This window comes from Paenibacillus montaniterrae (assembly GCF_018403185.1).
GTDB lineage: Bacteria > Bacillota > Bacilli > Paenibacillales > Paenibacillaceae > Pristimantibacillus > Pristimantibacillus montaniterrae.
The window spans coordinates 217,927-240,285 of sequence record NZ_BOSE01000003.1; the positions used below are offsets into that span (position 1 = coordinate 217,927).

17 protein-coding genes are annotated in these 22,359 nt (G+C 49.0%); 7 read left to right on the plus strand and 10 right to left on the minus strand.

Annotated elements, in window-relative coordinates:
* Window positions 1–52 precede the first annotated feature (52 nt).
* The 4 genes from KJS52_RS10065 to KJS52_RS10080 all read left to right on the plus strand — a co-directional run bounded on the left by KJS52_RS10065 (window position 53) and on the right by KJS52_RS10080 (window position 7,372).
* A complete protein-coding gene (locus KJS52_RS10065) occupies window positions 53–3,217 on the plus strand; it encodes an ATP-binding response regulator (RefSeq protein ID WP_213514636.1) in 3,165 nt (1,054 codons plus the stop codon).
* 153 nt (window positions 3,218–3,370) lie between these two features.
* Window positions 3,371–5,359 (plus strand): AraC family transcriptional regulator, encoded by a 1,989-nt coding sequence (locus KJS52_RS27835; RefSeq protein WP_213514637.1) that lies wholly within the window; start codon window positions 3,371–3,373, stop codon window positions 5,357–5,359.
* A 14-nt stretch (window positions 5,360–5,373) separates the two neighbouring features.
* Window positions 5,374–6,381 carry a FecCD family ABC transporter permease gene (locus KJS52_RS10075; protein WP_213514638.1) on the plus strand — a complete coding sequence of 336 codons (1,008 nt, stop codon included), beginning with the start codon at window positions 5,374–5,376 and terminating at the stop codon, window positions 6,379–6,381.
* Entirely contained in the window at window positions 6,374–7,372 is a 999-nt protein-coding gene (locus tag KJS52_RS10080; RefSeq protein ID WP_246563395.1) for a FecCD family ABC transporter permease, read from the plus strand. Before KJS52_RS10075 ends, KJS52_RS10080 begins: the two co-directional genes overlap by 8 nt.
* 81 nt (window positions 7,373–7,453) lie before the next feature.
* Here the strand turns inward: KJS52_RS10080 and KJS52_RS10085 are convergent, their stop codons facing one another.
* From KJS52_RS10085 to KJS52_RS10125, 9 genes are all read right to left on the minus strand, one after another.
* Entirely contained in the window at window positions 7,454–8,011 is a 558-nt protein-coding gene (locus KJS52_RS10085; RefSeq protein WP_246563396.1) for an HAD family hydrolase, read from the minus strand.
* Between the two features lie 59 nt (window positions 8,012–8,070).
* Window positions 8,071–8,562, minus strand: a complete 492-nt coding sequence (locus KJS52_RS10090; protein WP_213515153.1) for an MgtC/SapB family protein — start codon at window positions 8,560–8,562, stop codon at window positions 8,071–8,073.
* 102 nt (window positions 8,563–8,664) lie between these two features.
* Window positions 8,665–10,239, minus strand: a complete 1,575-nt coding sequence (locus KJS52_RS10095; RefSeq protein ID WP_213514639.1) for an extracellular solute-binding protein — start codon at window positions 10,237–10,239, stop codon at window positions 8,665–8,667.
* Between the two features lie 62 nt (window positions 10,240–10,301).
* Window positions 10,302–11,150 carry a carbohydrate ABC transporter permease gene (locus KJS52_RS10100; RefSeq protein WP_213514640.1) on the minus strand — a complete coding sequence of 283 codons (849 nt, stop codon included), beginning with the start codon at window positions 11,148–11,150 and terminating at the stop codon, window positions 10,302–10,304.
* 1 nt (window position 11,151) lies between these two features.
* Entirely contained in the window at window positions 11,152–12,102 is a 951-nt protein-coding gene (locus tag KJS52_RS10105) for an ABC transporter permease (RefSeq protein ID WP_213514641.1), read from the minus strand.
* A 333-nt stretch (window positions 12,103–12,435) separates the two neighbouring features.
* Complete coding sequence (locus KJS52_RS10110) at window positions 12,436–13,773, minus strand: jacalin-like lectin (RefSeq protein ID WP_246563399.1); 1,338 nt, start codon at window positions 13,771–13,773, stop codon at window positions 12,436–12,438.
* A gap of 41 nt (window positions 13,774–13,814) precedes the next feature.
* Window positions 13,815–15,485, minus strand: a complete 1,671-nt coding sequence (locus tag KJS52_RS10115) for an extracellular solute-binding protein (RefSeq protein ID WP_213514642.1) — start codon at window positions 15,483–15,485, stop codon at window positions 13,815–13,817.
* A gap of 25 nt (window positions 15,486–15,510) precedes the next feature.
* Entirely contained in the window at window positions 15,511–16,296 is a 786-nt protein-coding gene (locus KJS52_RS10120; RefSeq protein WP_213514643.1) for a response regulator transcription factor, read from the minus strand.
* A gap of 2 nt (window positions 16,297–16,298) precedes the next feature.
* Window positions 16,299–18,119: a sensor histidine kinase gene (locus tag KJS52_RS10125; protein WP_213514644.1), complete on the minus strand. Its 1,821-nt coding sequence runs from the start codon at window positions 18,117–18,119 to the stop codon at window positions 16,299–16,301.
* 212 nt (window positions 18,120–18,331) lie between these two features.
* On the opposite strand from KJS52_RS10125, the gene KJS52_RS10130 reads away from it, so the two are divergent.
* The 3 genes from KJS52_RS10130 to KJS52_RS10140 are packed head-to-tail and all read left to right on the plus strand — an operon-like array spanning window position 18,332 to window position 21,461.
* Entirely contained in the window at window positions 18,332–19,414 is a 1,083-nt protein-coding gene (locus KJS52_RS10130; RefSeq protein ID WP_213514645.1) for a Gfo/Idh/MocA family protein, read from the plus strand.
* 15 nt (window positions 19,415–19,429) lie between these two features.
* Window positions 19,430–20,443 carry a Gfo/Idh/MocA family protein gene (locus tag KJS52_RS10135; RefSeq protein ID WP_213514646.1) on the plus strand — a complete coding sequence of 338 codons (1,014 nt, stop codon included), beginning with the start codon at window positions 19,430–19,432 and terminating at the stop codon, window positions 20,441–20,443.
* Between the two features lie 16 nt (window positions 20,444–20,459).
* A complete protein-coding gene (locus KJS52_RS10140; RefSeq protein WP_246563401.1) occupies window positions 20,460–21,461 on the plus strand; it encodes a helix-turn-helix domain-containing protein in 1,002 nt (333 codons plus the stop codon).
* 21 nt (window positions 21,462–21,482) lie between these two features.
* Here the strand turns inward: KJS52_RS10140 and KJS52_RS10145 are convergent, their stop codons facing one another.
* Complete coding sequence (locus KJS52_RS10145; RefSeq protein ID WP_213514647.1) at window positions 21,483–22,322, minus strand: SDR family oxidoreductase; 840 nt, start codon at window positions 22,320–22,322, stop codon at window positions 21,483–21,485.
* Window positions 22,323–22,359 lie beyond the last annotated feature (37 nt).

Sequence of the window (22,359 nt, forward strand, 5' to 3'; positions counted from 1 at the left end):
GATATAATGTTAGGTAACAATTGACAGCGAATGATGGGAGCAGAATGAGACGATGAGCATTTATGTGGAGCAGTGGCATAAATATTTGCGTTGGATGGGCATTGTTTTGGTTATAGCCGTAATTATTGGATTGCATGCTGTCTGGTTCTACTCCTTTGCAACAACGAAGTTTGGGGAGATCCGCGACGGCTTTTTGGATTTGCGGCAATGGGATGAAACAAGCGGGGATACGCTTGTGCTGGATGGAGAGTGGATGTTTTACCCCTACTCCTTGATCGCATCCGAGGCTGCAGCCAAGACGGTGGAGGCTAAGCCAATCAATGTTCCCGGCTCATGGGAAGCGATTATCGGCAGCAATTTTGGCTACGGCTCCTACCGGCTCACTATACGGCTTGACCCTGATGACAAGCAAACGTACGCCATTTATGTGCCAAGCGTCCAAAGTGCTTCTCAGCTCTATATAAATGGTGCTTTGGCTGGCAGCTCAGGCCAGCCCGCTAGCAAAGAAGCAGATTATAGGCCTTATAATGTGCCGTATATCGCCAAGGCTGCGGCTGACGAGCACGGCATGATTGATATTGTGCTGGAGGCTGCCAACTATATTTTTCAGCCAAACAGCGGCATTGAGCTTTCCCTGCAATTTGGCGAGGAAAGTGTAATTGTCGGGCGCAATTCGACCTCGGAGCTTATGCAGCAGCTTGTATTCACTGTATTTATATTGCATGCAGTGTATGCGGTTCATCTTTATATGATGGGCATTCGCAAAAAGCAATTGCTCTATCTGTCGCTGTTGCTGCTTATTGTTTTGCTCACACTGGCGGGAAATGGCAGCAAGCTGATATACGACTGGCTGCCGTTAAGCTATGAGGCCGACTTCAGGCTTAAAGGCGTGCTGCTGGCACTTGGCGGTATTGTTCTATTGGGCTTAAGCGTCCATTCTTCTGCAAAGCGCTTACTTATTATCGCCAAGCGAGCATTAATGGTAACGGGCTTTATATTGCTTTGTTATTCAGCATTGAGAACGGGTACGGTCTCATTTTCAACCTATATTGTATTTCCGCTGTATGTACTCAGCACGCTGATTACATCAATCATTGGCATTATAAGCAGTCGCTCGGCGCCTATTTATCGAAATTTATATATGCTGTTTCTGCTGACGGCTTTATTTAGTACGGTTGTTTGGGAATATGTGCAGTTATTTGCGGGGATTAGCACGATTTTTTATCCGCTTGATCTTATTATTGCGATGTTCTGTATTAGCTCACTTATGTTTAAAAGCTATCTGAATGCGGTTCATGAGAACAAGCAGCTTGCCGACAAGCTGCAGCAGGAGGATAAGCTTAAGGACCAGTTTCTGGCGAATACCTCGCATGAATTGCGCAATCCGCTGCACGGCATATTGAATTTGTCGCAGACGGTGCTGGAGCGGGAGAAGAGCTGGCTCGACGAGAGAAGCGTGCATAATTTGGAGCTGGTGCAGTCGATCGGCAGAAGAATGAATACGCTGCTTGGCGATTTGCTTGATTTGTCCAGACTGAAGGAGGGCGGTATTCAGCTATTCCGGAGCAGTGTGAATGTACATCAGGTCGTAGAGAAAACAATGGAATCGCTTAAATATTTATTGCATGGCAAGGCGATTTTTATGGTTAATGAAGTGCCGGCGCAGCTTAAGCATGTGCACGCTGATGAAAACAGACTGGCGCAAATCCTGTTTAATCTGCTGCACAATTCCATCAAATTTACTGTTCAAGGCACGATTGCTGTGCGAGCTGATGTGAAGGAAGGGATGCTGCAACTTTCAGTCATCGATACCGGGGTTGGCATAGAGTCTGCTAAGCTGGACTATATTTTTGGCAGCTACCAGCAGATCAGCAATCAAGACGCAGCAATTGCCGCAAGCGGCTTCGGGCTTGGACTCAGCATCAGCAAGCAGCTAGTTGAGCTGCATGGCAGCAAGCTTCAGGTGCGATCCACTGTAGGAGAAGGCTCAACCTTCTTTTTCAGTCTTCCCTTTGCCGAGGAAGGAGAGCAGGGAAGCGACGATGCTGGGCATGGCACGCAAGCAGTGTTGTCTGACGCTGCAAATAGTTGCGCTGACAACGGGGCTGCTACTGCGGCCGGCGTTTCTGCGCCAGCTGCGCCTAAACGTGCAAGCGACCGGGTACAGCATGACCGGGCAAAGCAGGCTCACCATGAGCTAGCAGCAGAGCAATGTGCTGCGAAGGAGGATTACCGAATAAATATTTTGGCAGTTGATGATGAGCAAATTAATTTGCAGGTGCTGTCCAATATTTTGTCTGCGGACCACAACATTCATCTGCATTGCACAACCAGCCCGCTTGAAGTGTTGGAGAAGCTGGCGGATCAGTCGTGGGATCTTATTATTTCCGATGTTATGATGCCGCAAATGTCAGGCTATGCGCTTACTGGCCACATCCGCGAAACGTATGATATGAACGAGCTGCCTGTTTTGCTGCTTACTGCGCGCAATCAATCGCTCGATGTCGAGACAGGACTGCTGGCAGGAGCAAACGATTATATTGCCAAGCCAGTCAACGCAATGGAGCTTAATGCGAGGGTAAGAACGTTGGTCCGCTTAAAGCGGTCGCACCGAGAGAGAATGAGCATGGAGACAGCGTGGCTGCAGGCGCAGATCAAGCCGCATTTTATTGTCAATACACTCAACTCCATTGTAGCGTTAAGCACGTTTGATCAGGATAAAATGATCGAGCTCGTTAACGAATTTTCCGAATATTTGCGCGCCAGCTATAATACGTACGATACGTATAAGCTGATCAGCTTGAAGCAAGAGCTTAAGCTGGTTCGCTCGTATTTATCTATTCAGCAAAAGCGGTTTAGCGGCCGTTTGCTCGTTGCGTGGGAGGTAGACGAAGGCATCGAGCTTATGCTTCCGCCACTTATTGTTCAATCTATTGTAGAAAATGCCGTCACGCATGGTGCGCTATCACGCAGCATCGGCGGAAATATGTCATTAACGATCCAGGCGCAGGATCAGACTGTACATTTTAGCATCAAGGACAATGGCACTGGCATGAGTGAGCAATTGATCGAGGCCGTATTGAATGGTCAAAATAAGAACGGCACAGGAATCTATAATACGAATTTGCGGCTGCGCCGGCATTACAGAAGCGGCTTGTCGATCAAGAGCAAGCCGGATTTCGGCACAGAAGTAGCCTTCAACATTCCGCTATACTAATAGCTTCAGCCCCTGTTGCAGCCTGCATGGCATACGATCAGGGGCTATTTTAATGGAGAAAGTTAATCTGCTGCTGCAAGCAATGTTTAAATTGACAATGAGTATCATTATCGTTTATAGTTGGATTGGAAATTTCGGCTGGGAGGGCAAGAGATGGATGCAGACACTCGAATCAGACTTTGGAACCATTCACATGTGCAAATTATAGATGTCCGCCACATCGTATTGAGCAGCAGGCAGCAGCTAAATCATTATCGTCTGCCCTCTAGCGCATTGCTGTATGTAGTGAATGGGCAGGCAGCCATACAATGGGATGAGCTGCATATGAAGGCCAAAGCCAATATGCTGCTGCACGGCGGCAAAGGAATTAGCATAAGCATTCATGCGGAGGAATCATTTCATTATTTTCTCATTTTATATCGAGCAGCGTTGCCAATGCTCGCCACTCGCGAGCTGCATCGGCTGCTGGAGCAGGAGAATCCGTTTCAGGAGCAGTTCAGCTTCGTATGCGCTCATCCGGCGCTCATGCAGCGGAAGCTGCTGGAAATGGAGGCGGCCTGGAGCTCTCCTCATACACGCAGTCGCCTGCTGACACGCTCCTTGTTCTATCATATTATTCATGAAGTGCTTTGGCAGCTGGAGGAGCAAAAGGTAGAAATAGCAGCACCTGACCCAATTTATCAGGCTGTTCGCTATATCGAGCAGCATTATATGGAGTCTATTACACTGGAGCATTTAGCAGAGCAGCTGCAGTGCAGCGCTCGTATGCTGCTTAGAAAATTTAAGGCTGCCTTCCAGACTACTCCAATTGATTATCTAATTAGCGTAAGGCTTGAGCAAGCGAAGAAGCTGTTAATAGAATCAAGTCTTTCCATCAAGGATATTTCACATAGCGTGGGCTATGACGATTATTATTATTTCAGTAGGCTATTCAAGAAAAATACTGGTCTGTCTCCGGTAAAATATCGTATGCTGCGTGAAAATGATAGGCAAATGCCATATAATCCATCCCTGCTGTCCATATCGTCTATTGCTGAAAAAACAGTACAGCGATATGTTATTAAAGAGATTAAGAATCATTCTCAATACACAAAAAAGGGAGAGTTATCAATGTACAGCAAGTCAAGACGATCGCTGGCGATTATGGCAATTTGCCTTGTTATGCTGCTAAGCGCATGCGGTGGAGGTACGACTAATTCCAAAGCGAATAATGGGGGAAATGCTGCAACGAACAGCAATGCTGCAACAACACCTAGCGCTGCGGCAGGAGATAGCAATGCAGCAGAAGGAAACAGCGCGGATACTCGTGTCGTTAAGCATGCGATGGGCGAGGAAACAATAGTTGGCACGCCGGAGCGTGTTGTAATCCTTACGAATGAAGGAACAGAGGCGCTACTGGCGGTTGGCGTTAAGCCGGTCGGAGCGGTGCAATCTTGGGTTGGCGATCCTTGGTATGAGCATATTGCCGAAAGCATGGAAGGAGTAGAGGTGGTAGGTGATGAGCTGCAGCCTAATATCGAGCTGATCGCAAGCCTGAAGCCGGATCTCATTATCGGCAACAAGGTGAGACAGGAAAAGATTTATGAGCAGCTGAAGGAAATTGCGCCTACCGTATTCTCCGAGGATTTAGCGGGCGATTGGAAAATCAACTTTGATCTGTACATGGAGGCGCTAGGCAAGCAGGAAGAAGGCGAGCAGCTAATGGCTGAATTTGATAAGCGGGTAGCGGAAGCAAGCGTTAAACTGGCAGACAAGCTGGACACCGAGGTGTCGATTGTTCGCTTCACGGCTTCCCAGGTTCGCATTTATCAGAAGCAAACCTTTTCTGGCGTTTTGCTGGAGCAGCTTGGTTTTGCCAGACCAGCAGCGCAGGATAAGGACGCATTTATCGAGGTAATGTCCAAGGAAACGATCCCGAGTATGGATGGAGACGTTATGTTCTACTTCGTATCCGAGGAGCCTGGCAAAACAGATGCCGCCAAGGTTGTGGAGGAATGGATGAATGACCCGCTGTTCAAAAATTTGAACGTGGTCAAAAACAATAAAGTGATTCAAGTCGATGAAGGAATTTGGAACACGGCTGGAGGCTACAAGGCAGCAAATCTGCTGCTGGATGAAATTATTGCTTATTTTGAAAAGTAGCAGGAGAATGGATGATGGATTATAAGGCGAAAAGCAAAGGGAGATTGCTAGTCTGGCTCATTTTGCTAACCGTAGGACTGCTGGCGAGCATGCTTGCCAGTGTTCTATTTGGGCTGCACACCTTCGGGGTCAACGATGTGTGGCGGGCCTATACCGCATTTGACGGTTCCAATGAGCAATTGATTATTACGACGACGCGTGTGCCGAGAGCGCTAATTGCCGCCGTCGTTGGCGGCAGCCTCGCTGTTGCTGGTGCGATTATGCAGGCGCTGACGCGGAATATTCTCGCATCGCCTTCTATTTTTGGAATCAATTCAGGCGCTTCATTGTTCGTCGTCGCTGCACTTGCTTTTTGGGGCTCTTCCCTGGGGCTGAGCGATTTGATTTGGTTTGCGCTGGCCGGAGCGGGAGCAGCGGCTGTCATTGTCTATATGCTGGGCAGCGAAGCGGGGCGAGTGGAGCCTTCGCGTCTAGCGCTGGCTGGAGCAGCACTTGCTGCCTTTGCCACCTCGATGACATCGGGGCTGATCTTGATTAACAAGCAATCGCTTGAGGATGCGCTTTTTTGGATGATTGGCTCTGTTTCGGGCCGCAGCATTGACCATCTGCTGCTCGTGCTGCCCTATATCGGAGTTGGTGCCGTATGCTGCTTGTTCTTGCCTAACGCCTTGAATATTATGGCGCTTGGAGAAGAAAGCGCACAAGGCTTGGGCCTGCGCACGAAATATGCTCAGCTGCTTGCTGTAGCTGTCGTTATCCTGCTTGCTGGCAGTGCGGTGTCGGCCGCGGGGCCAATCGCCTTTATCGGCTTGATTGTTCCTCATCTTTGCCGGGCATGGACAGGCAATGATCACCGCCTGCTGCTGCCATACTGCGCAGTAGGCGGAGCGATGCTGCTCGTTGCAGCCGACACTGCTTCACGCTTCGTCATACCAGGCAAGGAAGTGCCGGTCGGCATTGCAACTGTATTGCTTGGCGTGCCTTTTTTGATCAAGGTAGCGAGGGGGAGAAGGCATGGTTAGCATGAAGCGGCGGCGCATCATTATTTTAGTTCTGCTATTTCCGGTTATGCTGCTTACGGCGCTTATTTCGTTGTCCTTAGGCTCGATGCATATCCCGTTCAAGCAGGTGCTGCTTTCCCTGTTCGCCAGCGGCTATAGCGATGCGGAGATGATTATTATTCAGTTTAGACTGCCGCGCATGCTGGCGGCGCTGCTTGTTGGCGCCGCACTGGCTGTTGCGGGAGCGCTGCTGCAGGGCATTATTCGCAATCCGCTGGCATCGCCTGACGTTATAGGCGTAACAGGAGGAGCTTCTGTCAGCGTTGTAGCGTTTATGACCTTTGCCGCCGGCATGAGCATCCACTGGGTTCCGTTCGTCGCGATTGCTGGCGCAATGGTTACGGCTGCAATCAACTATGCTTTTGCCTGGCGTGAAGGCGTGTCGCCCTATCGGCTGGTGATGATCGGCATTGGCATTTCAACCGCTGCTGGAGCATTGACGACATTGCTGCTTATAAGCGGCCCTGCTTACTTGGCGGCACAGGTGCTGAACTGGACAACTGGCAGCTTGTACGGCACAAACTGGTCATATATAGACGCCTTTTGGCCATGGATCGTACTGTTTCTGCTGCTGTCTTATTTAGCTGCAAGAGAGCTGAATATCCAGTCGCTTGGCGATGAAACGGCGGCAGGCCTTGGCAGCCGCCTGCAGCTTAGCAGATTGCTAAGCCTGCTCATTAGTGTTGTGCTGGCAGGTGCTGCGGTCGGGATTGCAGGCGGGCTGTCCTTTATTGGCCTGCTCGCTCCGCATATTGCCCGAAGCCTAGTAGGCAACTCCTATCGTCTGCTGCTGCCTGCTGCCGCAGCGGTCGGGGCCATTATATTGCTGCTGGCAGATTTGGCGGGAAGAATGCTGTTTCAGCCACTGGATGTTCCGGCAGGTGTATTTACAGCCGCAGTTGGCACGCCGTTTTTCCTGTACCTGCTGCTGCGCAAGCGTCGTGCAAAATAACAGGTGCTCAGAAAGTCGAGGAAAGCTGACTTTCTGAGCACCTTTTTTGTCTCGCTTGATCATTCAGCGCTTCGGCTCCAATCAAGCCTTGACTGGTTTAATCGACAGCCCTTGCTCGAGCCGCTCATTTAATTGCTCGGCCAGCTCTACAAGCTCCATTGGCGTTGCAATTGTATAATCAGGAACCTCAAGATCATCAGTTGGCGTTTTCGGATAGCGCGGCGTCCAGCTTAAATGAACACTCGTAATGCCAAGCTGATTAGCGCCTTTAACGTCCCGACTCAAATTGTTGCCGACCATAATGATGCGGCTGCGATCATCATCCGTTAAATCGAGCGAGCCAATCGCTGCTTTAAACATGCGCGGGCTAGGCTTATATACTCGCACCATTTCCGAGTAGGTCAGCGTGGTGAAGCAATCGTATATGCCGTTTTGCGTCAAAATATTTTTAAAGGATTGTGCGAGGCCATCCGCAACAATCGCCAGCGTAAAGCCGCGCTTATGCAATTCCTTAACCATCGTATCGGCGCCAGGTATGACATCGGCTGAAAGTACCACTTCATGCTCATCGCGGATCTCGGTGCTTTCATCTATAATCGTATCTCCACTATCCAAAAAAATAATTAGCTGCTTAGTCATCATCACTCACCCTATCTCTCTAGTTATACTTGCAAAGCCAGCACTCTATCTATCTTTCATTATCGCGTCAAAGGCTTGCTCTGTCCATTCTTATCGCTGCTTGCAGCAGCAGCGTTGGCTGCCGCCTGCAAGCATTCCTGCTGCTGCTCTCGCTTCTCAACCCATTCGCCCAGCTTTAGAAAGATATGAGCCACAATTAATGCAAAAATAACGAGGGTATAGAAGCCGGCGCCAATGCCGATCCCGATGCCACCGGCAAAGAAGATCATGGCAGCAGAGGTCAAGCCGCTTATTTTCACGCCATCCTTCAGAATGACGCCAGCTCCGATAAAGCCGAGGCCAGTGACGATTTGCGCGGCAAGCCGCATCGGATCCATCATCGTATGCTCGCGCAAGCCTGCATACAGCGTCACGCTTTGGATCGAAACGATTGTAATTAAAGTAGAAGCAGCAGCGACAAACATATACGTCTTGACGCCCGCAGGCTTATGCTTATGTGTGCGATTTAGACCGATGCAGAAGCCAAGTATGCAGCTGACAAGTATTCTCATCAGCCACTCATACTCTCCTAGCCAGGCCACGATGAGCTGATCGGCAAACAACACGACTTTCACTTCCTTTACGCTTCTATGAACAGAAGCACCAGAGCGCCATTACTGATTTACTTTGGCGTAGGCTTCCTCATATTCTGCAATAATTTTCGCACCGCCGCGCTCGAGCCAAGTATTAACCTCGGCCTTCCATTGCTCCTCTGTAATCGAGCCCATTACAAATTTAATGTGCGCGTCAGTTAGAATCGTTTCAAGCTGCGCTCCTTGCTCAAGGTATGTTTCCGAAATTAACGGCATCGTTGGATCAGCAACGCCATATTGCACATTCTCTTCATTAAGCTTGACCTCCAGCATTTGCAGCTCCGTTTGTTCTCCTGGAATCGCATTGGTAGCAGCCATAAGCGTCGCAAGTGGAGCGGCATATGCAGCGCCAATTTCAATTGCCGGAGCATCGCTGTTAACCTCCAGCACCACTGCTTTTCCGTCTACGACCTCATAATTGACGCCTTCAACTCCCCATTGGAACAGGTTGGAGATTTCTTCACCAGCCAAATCATCAAAAAACTTCAGCACTCTTAGCAAATGCTCTTCCGTTTTAATGCTTGACTTAGGGAACAGGAAGAAGCCGTTATGACCGCCCTCCATATTGATGCGCTTGCCATGCTCGCCCTCCAAAATGCTGAGCATGCTGAAGGAAGCTTCCTCGCCCAAATTTTCTTTAGCCGCGGTATCCAGTACAATTGTTGAGCCTGTAACGTCTATCCGCACACCAGCCTGGCCAGTCTCAACCGCACCGCTCCATTGCGCACGGTCGACCACAGCGAAGTCGCGATTCATAAGTCCTTCATCATATAGCTTCTTCTCAAATTTAAGCGCATTTAGAAACTCTTCGGTCTGCACATCTCTAATAAATTTTCCATCCTCGACCTTCCACTGGTTAGGGGCGCCGAAATATGGAGCAAACCATACCCCAACTTCCTTGGCGCTTAGACCATAGGTGTCATGCTTGTTATTGCCGTCAGGGTCATTGTTTTTGAAGGCAACCAGCATATTGTAGAACTCGTCAATCGTTTTTGGCTCTTCCATATTCAGATTCGCCAACCAATCCGCACGGTATTGAATCGCACGGCGGGCAAGCGCTCGTTCTCTTGGCAGGCCGTATATTTTGCCCTCATAGCTAATGTTCTCATAAATAACCGGATTGATTTTGCTCAAATTCGGGAACTGGTCGAGATAAGGGCCGATTTCCCAAAATACGCCGCTTTGAATCGCGTTAATAACGTATGGCAGCTTTTGATGTCTTCTTGGAATCGGAAAGGCATCCGGCATATCATCAGATGCGATCATAACGGGCAGCTTTTCCTCAAAGGCGCTGCCTGGCAGGGCGCTAATCGTTAGCTTCGTATTGGTGACGCTTTCAATATAGGTTTGAATTTCATTGTTTGGCGCAGGAAATTCAACGCCGTCAAAGTTGTAAATCAAGCTGATCGGAAAAGGCTCTTCCTCGCCTTCTGTTGAGTTTGCTCCTTGATTCGCATTGGAAGAAACGGGTGAAGCTGTCGGTCCGTTATTGGCTGGCTTTGTACCAGCACCATTGGAGCAAGCGCCGACAATGAGCATAGCTGCGGCCAACAAAAGTGCCAGGCCTTTTTTGGAACGTACGTTAACATTCTTCAACATAACCCCTCATTTCTTGTATTTAATATATTAAAAAATGAGCCAGCTTGGCGCTGTTAAGCTCATCCTTTAACCGATCCTAAAAGCACGCCTTTGGCAAAATGCTTCTGCAAAAACGGGTAGACAATCATAATCGGCACGGTGGCGATGACAATAACGGCCATTTTAATAGAGTTGCCGTAATAGGTTACCGCTTCAATTTCACTCGTATCGCCAATCGAGCCGGTTGTCAAAATGATCACCTGGCGCAAAATGACCTGCACAGGATATTTTGCCGCATCGGTTAAATAGAGAATCGCGTTAAAATATTGATTCCAAATCCCTACCGCGTAAAACAAAGCAAAGGTTGCCATAGCAGGGAGGGAGAGAGGCAGCACAATTTTGAACAGCAGGCCAAGCTCATGACTGCCGTCGATTCTCGCAGACTCCTTAAGCTCCTCGGGAATCGCCTGAAAAAAGTTTTTCAAAATAATTAAGTTGAAGGCGCTAATCGCAGACGGAATAATTAATGCAGCCAAGGAGTTGAGCAGGCCGGTCGCCTTCACCACGAAATACGTTGGAATCATGCCGCCGCTGAACAGCATCGTGAACAGCACCATTAAAATGACCAGGTTTCTGCCGGGCAAATGCTTGTGCGATAGCGAATAAGCCATCAATGAAGTCATAATAAGCTGAAACAACGTGCCGACCAGCGTTAAAAATATCGAAACCTTCAAGCTTTGCGTAAATGTGCTTGCCGAAAAGATATAGCGATAGGCTTCCGTAGAAAACGAAGTCGGGATAACGCTAGCGCTTGTTGAGAAGGAGTTTATGACGACATATAAAAATGGAAGAAACGAGAACAGTGAAAATAAAGTTAGAAATGTAACATTAAAGCCATCAAACAGTTTGCTTCCAAGGCTAGTTTTCATCCTAGTAAATGCCCTCCTCGCCTAATTTTTTAGCTAACCAGTTGGCGCCCAGCACAAGAATCAAGCCGACCACTGATTTGAATAACCCGACCGCAGCACTATAGCTGAATTGGCCCTGCTGCATGCCGACATAGTAGACGTATGTGTCAAAAACCTCGCCTACCCCGCGATTCAATGCGTTGACCATGAGGAAGATTTGCTCAAAGCCAAGATCAATAAAGCTGCCCAGTCGCAAAATTAATAGAATAACGATCACGCTGCGTATTCCTGGCAACGTAATATGCCATAGCAGTCGCCAGCGGCTGGCGCCGTCGATGCGAGCGGCCTCATAGAGGCTTGGGTTAATGCCAGCCAGCGCTGCTAAAAAAATGATCGTGCCCCAGCCAGCGTCCTTCCAGATCATTTGCAATATAATGAGTGGTCGGAACCAAAACTCGCTCATAAGAAATTGCACCTTCTCAAAGCCTAGCAATGCGAGCAGCTCATTGATGATTCCGCCTTCAGTCGTAAGCAAAATATAGGAAATACCGACAACGACAACCCAGGACAGGAAGTGGGGAACATATACGAGCGTCTGCAGCGAGCGCTTGAACAGCTCTGAACGAATTTCGTTAAGCATTAGCGCCAGCACAATGGTGAGCGGGAAGAAGATCCCGGTATCCAGCAGCGCGATGTAAAGCGTGTTGCGCAGCAGCGTCCAAAACTCCGGCTCCGAGAAAAAACGCTCAAAATGTCTGAAGCCGACCCATTCGCTTCCGAATATGCCGAGGTGCGGCTGATACTTTTGGAATGCCATCAGCACGCCCCACATCGGAACATACTTGTAAATAATAAAGTAGGCCAGACCAGGCAGCATAAACAGATAGAGCCAGCGTTCCTTCCACATTCGCAGCCATAGCGGCTTTTTCTTTTCTAATCGTAATGGCGCAACGGCAGCTTCAGTTTCTGACATGATGTCCCCTCCTAAAACTTTTCATAATTCTTCTTTGCTTATGCCTCCATGCACATGAAAAGTACGTCGGAAGCAAGCACTAAAACTTTTCATAGAATATAAGGTAAGCGCTTTCTTTAATTTATCTTAAAGCAGCATAAAAACACGGTCAATTGTAAGATTATTAGTTGCTGTAATCATCGAACAAAACAAAGAGGGCTAGAAAAACCGCATAAAATCAACGGTTTTTCCAGCCCTCGAGCAAAAAAGGCAATAAAAAAATAGCTATTCAGCCAAAAATATTATAGTTTTTTTGGGAAAATATTTACTCAAATTTAACGAGCGCATAGGAAATTATAGCCTTTTATAAATAACGCCGAGCGAATCCAGCTCAGCTCCGGCACGACCGTGGAAGCCGGCAATATACCAGCCTGCTGGCGCCGTATACGTCACGGTATCGGCTGTTGCGGTGCCGCCTGAAATTTGTTTGTTTTTGCTCGTCGTCACCTGCATATAGAAAATTCTATGGTCGCCGTTGCGTACAGCACGGTTCAGCGTAACGGAAGCAATATATTCATCCGCATCCAATTGCAGCACAGAAGCGTTTGCTGTACCGCCAACAGAAAGCGTAGAGCCATCGGCAAAGCCTAAAGAGAAGCCATCAACCCGCGCTCCGCTTTGCAGCGTTAAGGAAGAAATTTTCCGCTCAAGCACATGGTTCAATTGGTTGAATGCATCTCCTCCGCTACCGCCAAAGGGATCGCTTAGTGAAAGCTGATCAGACAGCGTATAGCTGAAAACGGCGCTAATCGCATAGTGATCGGATAATTGTGCGCCATTGCTGTCTGTAAAGTAAGTATCCTCCAGGCGGTATTGCGTAGCCTGCAAATCGACAAACGCGCTGCCGCGATAAAAAATTTTATCGACTACCTCGTGATTGGGGCTGTTTAGATTGTTCTGATCGATTAAGGCATCGCCTAACTGAGGGGCAACGCCGCCGCGGACAAGCTCAACCCAGGCATCGGTCAACCCGGTCGCGCTCAGCATCTCGTCAAGCAGAGGCTTTTCCCGCGTATAGCGTGTATTGGTGTCGCCGAAAACAATGACTGCATTGCCCTCGGAGTGCTGCACAATATAGTTATACAGCTGTCGGATATTCGAGGCTCTGGCGGCCATCGAGCCGCTGTCGGTTCCGGCATCCGCATGCAAATTGTAGACATCAATAAATACACCCTCAGCCAGCCGATGCCGCGTAGCAGTAAAGCCTTTAGGCGTTAGCTGGTCGCTGCCGTTGTCAATTAAGCCGTAGCGATCATTCCAGGTTATCCGCTTCAGATTCGTCATCGGGAAAATCGACAGCGTATTCAAGCCGCTGCCGATGCCCGCGCCGCCGCTAGTAGCAGTTTTGTAGGCGTGGTTGGCATTGGCATAGAGCGCTGCATGATAATTGAAGTCCTCCTGCACATTGACGATATCGTATGCATTCAGCTTAGGGCTTATAAGCGGGGTGTTTGAGGCAGGGTCAGAACTGGAAAGGCCCCAAGGCAAGCCTCCGACATTGTAGGATAAAATATTGAACGAGCCGGTAGCTGAGTTGGCATAAGCCTTTCCTTTTTCACCTTGCGGAACATAGCTTGCAACCATTAAAAGAGCCAGACCGATTAGCAATGCCTTGTACATAGACTTGTACATATCAATCATTCCTCTCCATTATGAGTGTGCTGATCTTATGTTTACTCTGGCTGCACGTGCATAGCGCTTTGCAGCAATTGCTGCTGCTGATCTACAATCGTCCATAAATCCTCGGCAAGAAATGCGGTTCCTTTGTTGCTTTCATACCATTCATTCATATAGGCTACAATTTGCTCACCTCCTTTAGCGCTCCAAAGCGTCTTGGCATCCTCGATCGCTTGAGCAGCAGGATACGCTTCTCCGCCTATAATCGCTTTAATATAGAGATGCTGAATGTCGGTCTGCAGCTGCGTGTGCAGCACATCGAGCTCTGCAGGCAGACTAGGCACATAATCGCCTAGCGTAATGCCAGGGTATTGCTTGCTGCTGTCCATATACAGCTCTCGTGTTTTTTGATAGAGCTGAAGCGCCTCCTGCTGCACAGGGTCCTCGGCATTAAATTGATTGATGACAAAATTGCACGGGTTCGTGCCTTTGCTCAAGAACAGGCTGTACGCCCCTGTGCTTGCATAGCCGACCTCAATTTGCCATTTGTTAATGTCGGTATAGACAGGGCAGCCATGCTCGCCCTGCACCCAGTGCTCGTGCTCCTCGCCTTTCAGCAGCATTTGCGTCGTAGACGGCTCCAATATAAAGTCGATATATTTCGCGGCGGCAACTGGATCAGCGGCGCTGGCGTTCAGCACAGTCGTCATTTGAACAGGATTGTCAATCGCCCCTGTATAGCGGCCGGTAGGAGAGAGCGGATATTCCAGCGGCTGCAATACCGCATGTGGATCATTGGCCTTCAGCTTTTGCAAATCATTGATCGTAAACTTGACCCAATTCAAGCTATGATTGACGTAGATGCCGATCTTTCCATTTAGAAAATCCTGCTTGGCCTTCGAGCCGTCCTTATCATTCATAAATTCCTTATCAATAATGTTTAAGTCGTAGAGCCGCTTTTTAAATTCAAGCGCATGCAGCTCCTTTTCCCACTGGCGCACGATTTGCCCATCCTGCCAGCCCCAGCTATGGTTTTGCTGTACGCCAAACATTTCATTAATCGCACCCTCCGAGTTGTAGCTAATATTCATGCCGTACGTATCGTCCAGTCCGTTTTGGTCAGGATCTTGAGCAGCGAAGGCCAGCGCCACCTCGAGCAGCTCCTCAGTCGTCGTTGGCATCTCCAGCCCTAATGCGTCAAGCCAGTCCTGGCGAATAAACATAGCATGAAGCGGGTTGGCTTCATTAATGCGTCCGATTTCGTATAATTTGCCGTCCGACTTAGTGCCCGCCTTGCGCAGCTGCGGATATTGCTCAAGCAGCGCCTTATAATGCGGCATGTAGTCCAGCAGCTCATCGAATGGCTGCAGCTGGTTTTGCTCGTACAAATAATTGCGAAAGGCGGCATTGGTTTCGTTGATGAGATCAGGAGCGGAGCCGGAGGCGAACATAACATTTAATATTTTTTTAGATTCGCTGCGCAATACCGGAACAAATTGTACATCCACCGGACCATGCTGCAAAATCCACCTTGTCCAGCGATTCTGCTCGTAAGAGCCCTCAGAGGAGGCCACCTGCCCGCGATCCTGAACGACGAGCGATACCTTTCCCTGCTTTGCTGTTGGCGCTTGCTCCTCCTGTGTCGAAGTGTTTGTGGTGCTGCAGCCGCTCAAAATAAGCATGCAGGCTAGTGCTGTAGATAGAAAAAAACAACAGATTCGAATCATGAAGCGCTCCTCGCCTTCTCAAAAGCTAGTTTTCTCTAAAGCGATTGCGGTATTCCTTAGGAGACATGGCATAAAACTGCTTGAATACATTAATAAAGTAGTTGGAGCCTTCAAAGCCGGTAGCAGCGGCCACTTCAAATATTTTCATATCGGTGGAGGATAATAGATGAACGGCCTTTTCCATGCGGATGCGGGTAAGATAAGTGGTAAAGCTCTCGCCAGTCATCCTTTTGAACAGCACGCTAAAATAGCTCGGATTTAATTTGACATGCGAAGCAACCTCGGTCATTCTGCAATCATCGGCATAATGCAATTGGATATAGGCGAGCGCCTTGGCAATCAGCTTTTGCTGCTTTTCCTCGGTCGGCAGGCTGTCCAGCTGCTCGGCAGCTTCCCTGTCAGGAACAGGCTTGGCAGCTTGCTTACCATTGCTGCTGAGATGATGGCTTGCCTTATGCAGCATCTGCTTAATATCCTCCTCGGTGCACGGCTTAACCAAATAATCAATTACGCCAAGCTTAATCGCCGCCTGTGCATATTCGAAATCGCGATAGCCGCTTAAGATGATAACGAGCGTGTCAGGATACTTTTCCCGTAGCTTGCTGACAAATTCAATGCCATCCATCGCCGGCATGCGTATATCGGTGAGAATGAGATCCGGCTGATGCGACTCCAATATTTTTAGTGCATCGAGGCCATTGCTGGCTTCACTGACGACGCTCCAGTTAAAATTACTGTCCTCAATCATTTTGACAAGCCCTTTTCTAAAATGATATTGATCCTCAATAACCATAACATTGCCGCTATTCATCGCTACGCACCCTTTCTCTGACTGGAAATTTGATCGTCTGAAGCATCCTCGAGGATCGGCAAGTACAAGCTGATTGTCGTTCCTTGTCCCGGCTGGCTTGCAATCTCGAGGTGATAAGGCTTTCCATAAAGCAGCTCAATTCGCCGCGCTACATTTCGCACGCCGATGCTTTCGCGAATGGCATGCCCGGAATGGAGGTCCTGATTATCGAGCAGCCTGTCGATAACATGCTGCTCCATGCCGCAGCCGTTGTCGATAATATGGACCTGCAGCATATCATTTTGCTCCATAATGGAGATTTTCAATATTTTTTGCGAGACCATATTGCGGAAGGCGTGCACGAACACATTTTCAACGAGCGGCTGCAGCATGGAGCGCATCATTTTATAGGGCAGAACATGCTCCTCAGCCTCAATGCTGAATTCGAAATCGCTTTCAAAAAGCTCTTTTTGAATCGTAATATAGTTTTGAATTTGCCGGATTTCTTCCTTCACAGTAGTAGCGCGTCTGATCGGCATTAAGGAATGCTTGAGCATTTCAGACACGGCTCCGATTAGATGAGCCGTTTGCTTCTGGTCTTGCATATAAAGCTTCCAATAGATTTCATTAAAAAAGTTATGGAGAAAATGCGGATTCAGCTGTGCCTGCAGCGCTTTTAATTCGGCCTCGCGCTCGTTGAGCTGGGTAAGATAGACCTCCTTGATCAAGCTCTCAACCTGCTCGGTCATCGCATTGAAGCTTTCGCCGATATACGCCAGCTCATCCTTCGAGCGCACCGTAATGCGGGTATTGAATCTTCCGGAACGAAGCCGCTGCAGCCCCTTCATCAAATCGGCAAGCGGACGCAGCATCCTTTCCAGCATTAGCACGAGCAGCATGCTTGAGGCAATCGCGATAAGCAGCCCGGCAATGATAATGTTTTGCGCAATTCTTTGATTTTTGTTATTGATCGCGTCCATAGATTTCAAGCTAATAAGAATAAAGGATTCGTCCAGTGCGTTTAGCGACTGATTTCTGGAGTAAAGCTGGTTGTCAATCATTTGCGAGGAATCTAGGCTTAGAAGCTGCTGCAGCTCATCCTTGACCAGCGCAGGATCATTGGAATAAAGCAGCTCCTGGTCCTGATTGAACAAATATACGTTGTCCAGGCCATGATCGCTTAGCTCATCCAGTCCGCTGGACAAAAAGGACTCATCAATCGTCATCATCAGCATCCCGTATTTTTGCAGCTTGTTGTTTTTCATCCAGCGTGAGGCAACGATCGTGTCGCGGTAGCCATCCGGCTCAATATCACTGGGCAAAGCCATTCGCTTCCAAATTAATTCGCCGGAGGTTTCCTGCAAATTTTGCAGAATCGGCTTGAATGAGTATTGATTCAAATCATTGATCGCAGGTGTATTGTAGCGATAATAGATCGTTTCACCGCTTAGATCGAGCATGTACAGTCCCGTAATGTAGGGCGCGTCAGAGCGCAGCTGGTTAATTAAATCATCAATTTTTTGTTTTTCCAAATAAAGCTGAAAGAGGTCGGTATCTTTATATTCGTTGTAGCGCTTAATCATATCTTCAATTTCACGGCTGAATACGATCATTTGCGAGATGCGCTTCATCTCCTGAACCTTAAGCTCCAGCTTGGCAAATGCCTCCTGATTGGAGACGGCCGCCTGCTTGCTCAGCTCCTCGGACAGCAGCTTTTGATTGCTGTAGTAGGTGTAAAGCCCAGCAACGCTTGAGCAGATCAAAATAATGAGGAACAGTCCGCCGATTAATTTAAATTTGAATCTGGTCGTAATCGTGCTCCAAAACCATTTCCATATCCACATCCGTTAGCTCCTCCAATTGGTCGAATAGCGCGAGATTTGATCAGGTTTATTATACCATCGCCAATAATAAAACGCTTTCAAAAAATGCGCATCATCTAATTGTTGTCGCAATTGTACACTCTAACTCGTCGCAATCCTTCATACTATTCGCTTACGGTTCCGTGATAGAATGGGCGAAAATAATTGCATTCATATTTCTAGGAGGAAACCGTATGAAATCTATCATCAAGATTGGAATCATTGGCTGTGGAGGCATTGCGATGGGCAAGCATTTGCCGAGCTTAAGCAAGCTGGAAGCGGTAGAGGTGGTCGCATTTTGTGACGTATTTGTAGAGCAGGCGCAAAAGGCATGCGAGCAATTCGGCGCTCCGGGCGCCAAAGTATACGACAGCTATGCAGAGCTGCTGTCCAACGCCGAGATTGAGGTTGTTCATGTCTGCACGGCTAATGATACGCATGCCGAAATTTCTATTGCCGCGCTACAGGCGGGCAAGCATGTGATGTGTGAAAAGCCGATGGCGATTACAGCTGCGGATGCCAAGCGGATGGTAGAGGCAGCTGAGCAAGCAGGCAAGAAATTAACGATTGGCTACAACAATCGTTTTCGCTCCGACAGCATGCTGCTAAAGAAAATGTGCAAGGAAGGGCAGCTGGGAGAGATTTATTATGCCAAGGCTCATGCGGTGCGGCGGCGCGGTGTGCCGACCTGGGGCGTATTCCTTGATAAAGAGAAGCAGGGCGGCGGCCCGCTAATCGATATCGGCACGCATGCGCTCGACTTGACGCTATGGCTAATGGATAATTACGAGCCGAGCGTTGTGCTGGGCTCGGCATTTCATAAGCTGTCCAAGCGAGCGAATGCAGCCAACGCCTGGGGCTCCTGGGACCCGGAAAAATTTAAAGTCGAGGACTCTGCCTTTGGCATGATCAAGATGAAAAACGGCGCGACCATTATGCTGGAGGCGAGCTGGGCGCTTAATAACTTGGATACAAGGGAAGCAAGAACAACGCTGTGCGGCACAGAAGGCGGTGCAGATATGGTAGACGGCTTGCGCATTAATGGAGAAATGCACGGCAAGCTGTACGAGAACCATTTCAAGCTCGATCCGAAGGGCGCGGATTTCTATGAAGGCAAGAAGGAGTCGATGCAGGATGTTGAAATGCGCATGTGGATTGATGCAATTATTCATGATCGGGAGCCTGTTGTAACGCCAAAGCAAGCGTTCGTTGTTTCGCAAATTTTAGAAGCGATTTACGAGTCGGCCAAAACAGGTGAAGCCATTTATTTTGATTAGTGGGAGGAAGAGCAAATGAGCAATCAGACGTTAAAGCTTGCGCTGCTCAGCTTTTGGCATGTCCATGCCAAGGACTATGCGCTACAGGCAAGCGAGCATCCTGCTGTGGAGCTGGCGGCGATTTGGGATGAGGATGCCGAGCGGGGCCGAGCCGAAGCGGCTGCCAGAGGCGTGCCGTATGTGCAGCAGCTTGAGCAAATATGGCAGGATGCTGCAATAGATGGTGTTATCGTTACGGCGGCAACAAGCGAGCATACTGCGCTTATGCTTGCAGCTGCCAAGGCGGGCAAGCATATTTTTACAGAAAAGGTCATTGCTCTGACGGCTGAACAATGTACAATGATAATAGAAGCGGTACAAGCGGCCAATGTAGTGCTGACGGTGTCCTTGCCGCGCCTCAATATGCCGTTTATGCAGGGGATGAAGCAGCTGCTGCCCAAGCTGGGCGAGCTGACGCTTGTTCGCGCGCGTCTCTCGCATAGCGGCGCGTTGCCGACTGCTGCCAGTCCGCACGGCTATTTGCCGGAGCATTTTTTCAGCAAGCAGCAGGCAGGCGGCGGCGCGCTTATTGATTTGGGCTGTCATCCGATGTATGTTGTCAGAGCGCTGCTCGGCATGCCGCAAAGAGTATTTGCCGCCTTTGGCTTTATGACGAACAAAGAGGTCGAGGATAACGCGGTTGTTAGCTTGAGCTATGAGAACGGTGCAATTGGCATCGTTGAGGCAGGCTTTGTCAATCAGGCGTCTCCGTTTACCGTTGAGCTGCATGGCAAGCATGGCAGCGCGATTTTTAGCGCGGCAGACGGCAGGCTGATCTATAAAAGCATGCTGCTGGATGCGGACATCGCCAAGCAATGGCATGAGCTTGAGCTGCCGCCGGCGCTGCCGAGCGCATTTGAGCAGTGGGTAGCGCATATTCAGGCGGGAACGAGCAATGCGTACAATGTGGCAATTGCTCGTGATTTGACGACGCTGATGGAAGCAGCGATCCAGTCTCACGAAGCAAGGTCGCCGATTGAGCTAACATAAACGAGGAGGAATGAGTATGCCGGAAATGAATGCTTCATCAAGCCAGCATTATACCTATGAGCTTATGATGGAGCAGCGCCATGCGCTTGAGCAGCTGCAGGCCGACTTTCGCTGGGGACCATATGGAATCAGAGTCGTTCGTTTCCACCATACAACATTTCCTCCGGGTAAAATCGATCAGTTTCATAAGCATAGTGAGGAATATGAATTTCATTTTATTCCACGCGGCAAAGGAAAAGTCATACTGGAGGACAAGCCGTTTCAGCTGGCCGAGGGCATGATGTATTTGACGGCGCCGCACGTTATGCATTATCAGGAAGCGGATGCAGCAATTGCGATGGATGAGCTGTGCCTGCGGATTCAGATTGTGCGTCTGGAGCAGGAATGCCCGGCTACTGGCTGGGGCGTTGACAATGAATGGCGCGAGGCGGAGGCCTGCATCAAGCAGCTGAATCGCATTCCGCTGCGACCTGCTCTGGACCGCTTCCGGGCCATGGAGCCATTTTTAACCGCCTATCGCGCCTGGTATGAAGGCCAGCCGGGCCTGATGACGATTATTAGGCAGGCGATTATCAATATTTTGCTGCGCACTGCGCGCGGCTACTTCCCGGAGCCGCAAAAGCCGCAACCCTCCAAGGATATGAACTGGTTTCGCTGCAGGCTGGCGGAGCAGTTTATTAAAGATAACTATCGCGAGCCTTTGTCGCTCGAGGATGTGGCGGAGCGCATTCATACGAGCCCAAGACATTTGCAGCGAATATTCAAGTCGTTGACGGGCAGCACCTTCAGCAGCTATATTGAGCAAACACGGCTGCAGCATATTTGCGAGGAGCTCAAACAGACCGATGAAACGATCGAGCAATTAGCGCTGCGGCACGGGTTTAAAAATGCGAATTATTTTCACCGTGTATTCAAGCGCAAGTTCGGCATTACGCCGCAGCAATACCGTCAGCAGATGAAGGTGCTTAAGCATGAAGCCAGCAACATTGGCGAGCTGGCTGACAGTCGGTTGCTATAGCGGAGTGAAACAGGCAGCTTCTCAAGTGTTCAATCCGACCCAGTGCAAACTTTTATCATACAATTTTTGCTGCAGCTCAGAGTGATAAGAGATTGGAACCGTACGTGTTGCTTTCTTGTCTGAATAATACTTTCCGGTAACCTGCTCCACTTCGGGGGACGTAGCCAGGTACAACGATGTAACAGCTCCTTGCTCTGGCGAACGCATGAATAGCTTGGCTAGCGGCTTTAAAAAATTCGGTGCAAATTTTGTAGCTTGCGGCGTATAGATTACTCCGGGATGAAGGGCGTTCACTGTAATGTTGCTGTCATTAAGCTGGTCGGCCATATAGTAGGTCATCATAAGCAGCGCTGTTTTCGCTTTCCCATATGCATCCATACTGGAATATCCGCTAGCTTTCGGTTGGCCAAGCTCATGCCAATCAAGCTGTTTGGCTTGTACTCTGGAAGCGACATTTACAATTCGTCCTGTTTCTGCGGCTCTCATGGCATCAAGCAGCAAATGGGTTAGCAGAAACGGAGCTAAATAATTTAAAGCAAAGGTCATCTCAAAGCCGTCAACGCTTGTTTCTTGCTTGGGAAATAGTCCTCCCGCATTATTAATAAGCACGTCCAGTTTATTGTAGCGCTCGTTAAATTGTTCAGCCAAATGCCGAATATCTTGCAAGGAAGATAGATCAGCAGTAAGAAGCTCGACGGTTGAATTTCCAGTGTCTGCCTTAATTTTATGAACCGCTTCTTCTCCCCGCTGTACGTTGCGGCTAACGATAATGACATGCGCCCCTTGCCTAGCCAAACCGCTTGCGGTTGCAAATCCAATTCCCGAATTAGCTCCGGTAATCAAGCATAATTTACTTTTCATCTTATTCACCCCTTCTTTACATACTAATATTTTCAGC

What these genes read in the sequence shown, in the direction of transcription:
- KJS52_RS27835 (WP_213514637.1), top strand. Translation starts at nt 3,371, where the DNA reads ATGGATGCAGACACTCGAATCAGACTTTGGAACCATTCACATGTGCAA.
- KJS52_RS10120 (WP_213514643.1), bottom strand. Translation starts at nt 16,296, where the DNA reads ATGAATAGCGGCAATGTTATGGTTATTGAGGATCAATATCATTTTAGA.
- KJS52_RS10080 (WP_246563395.1), top strand. Translation starts at nt 6,374, where the DNA reads ATGGTTAGCATGAAGCGGCGGCGCATCATTATTTTAGTTCTGCTATTT.
- KJS52_RS10135 (WP_213514646.1), top strand. Translation starts at nt 19,430, where the DNA reads ATGAGCAATCAGACGTTAAAGCTTGCGCTGCTCAGCTTTTGGCATGTC.
- KJS52_RS10130 (WP_213514645.1), top strand. Translation starts at nt 18,332, where the DNA reads ATGAAATCTATCATCAAGATTGGAATCATTGGCTGTGGAGGCATTGCG.
- KJS52_RS10090 (WP_213515153.1), bottom strand. Translation starts at nt 8,562, where the DNA reads ATGAGAATACTTGTCAGCTGCATACTTGGCTTCTGCATCGGTCTAAAT.
- KJS52_RS10115 (WP_213514642.1), bottom strand. Translation starts at nt 15,485, where the DNA reads ATGATTCGAATCTGTTGTTTTTTTCTATCTACAGCACTAGCCTGCATG.
- KJS52_RS10075 (WP_213514638.1), top strand. Translation starts at nt 5,374, where the DNA reads ATGGATTATAAGGCGAAAAGCAAAGGGAGATTGCTAGTCTGGCTCATT.
- KJS52_RS10110 (WP_246563399.1), bottom strand. Translation starts at nt 13,773, where the DNA reads ATGTACAAGTCTATGTACAAGGCATTGCTAATCGGTCTGGCTCTTTTA.
- KJS52_RS10065 (WP_213514636.1), top strand. Translation starts at nt 53, where the DNA reads ATGAGCATTTATGTGGAGCAGTGGCATAAATATTTGCGTTGGATGGGC.
- KJS52_RS10140 (WP_246563401.1), top strand. Translation starts at nt 20,460, where the DNA reads ATGCCGGAAATGAATGCTTCATCAAGCCAGCATTATACCTATGAGCTT.
- KJS52_RS10125 (WP_213514644.1), bottom strand. Translation starts at nt 18,119, where the DNA reads ATGTGGATATGGAAATGGTTTTGGAGCACGATTACGACCAGATTCAAA.
- KJS52_RS10100 (WP_213514640.1), bottom strand. Translation starts at nt 11,150, where the DNA reads ATGAAAACTAGCCTTGGAAGCAAACTGTTTGATGGCTTTAATGTTACA.
- KJS52_RS10105 (WP_213514641.1), bottom strand. Translation starts at nt 12,102, where the DNA reads ATGTCAGAAACTGAAGCTGCCGTTGCGCCATTACGATTAGAAAAGAAA.
- KJS52_RS10145 (WP_213514647.1), bottom strand. Translation starts at nt 22,322, where the DNA reads ATGAAAAGTAAATTATGCTTGATTACCGGAGCTAATTCGGGAATTGGA.
- KJS52_RS10085 (WP_246563396.1), bottom strand. Translation starts at nt 8,011, where the DNA reads ATGACTAAGCAGCTAATTATTTTTTTGGATAGTGGAGATACGATTATA.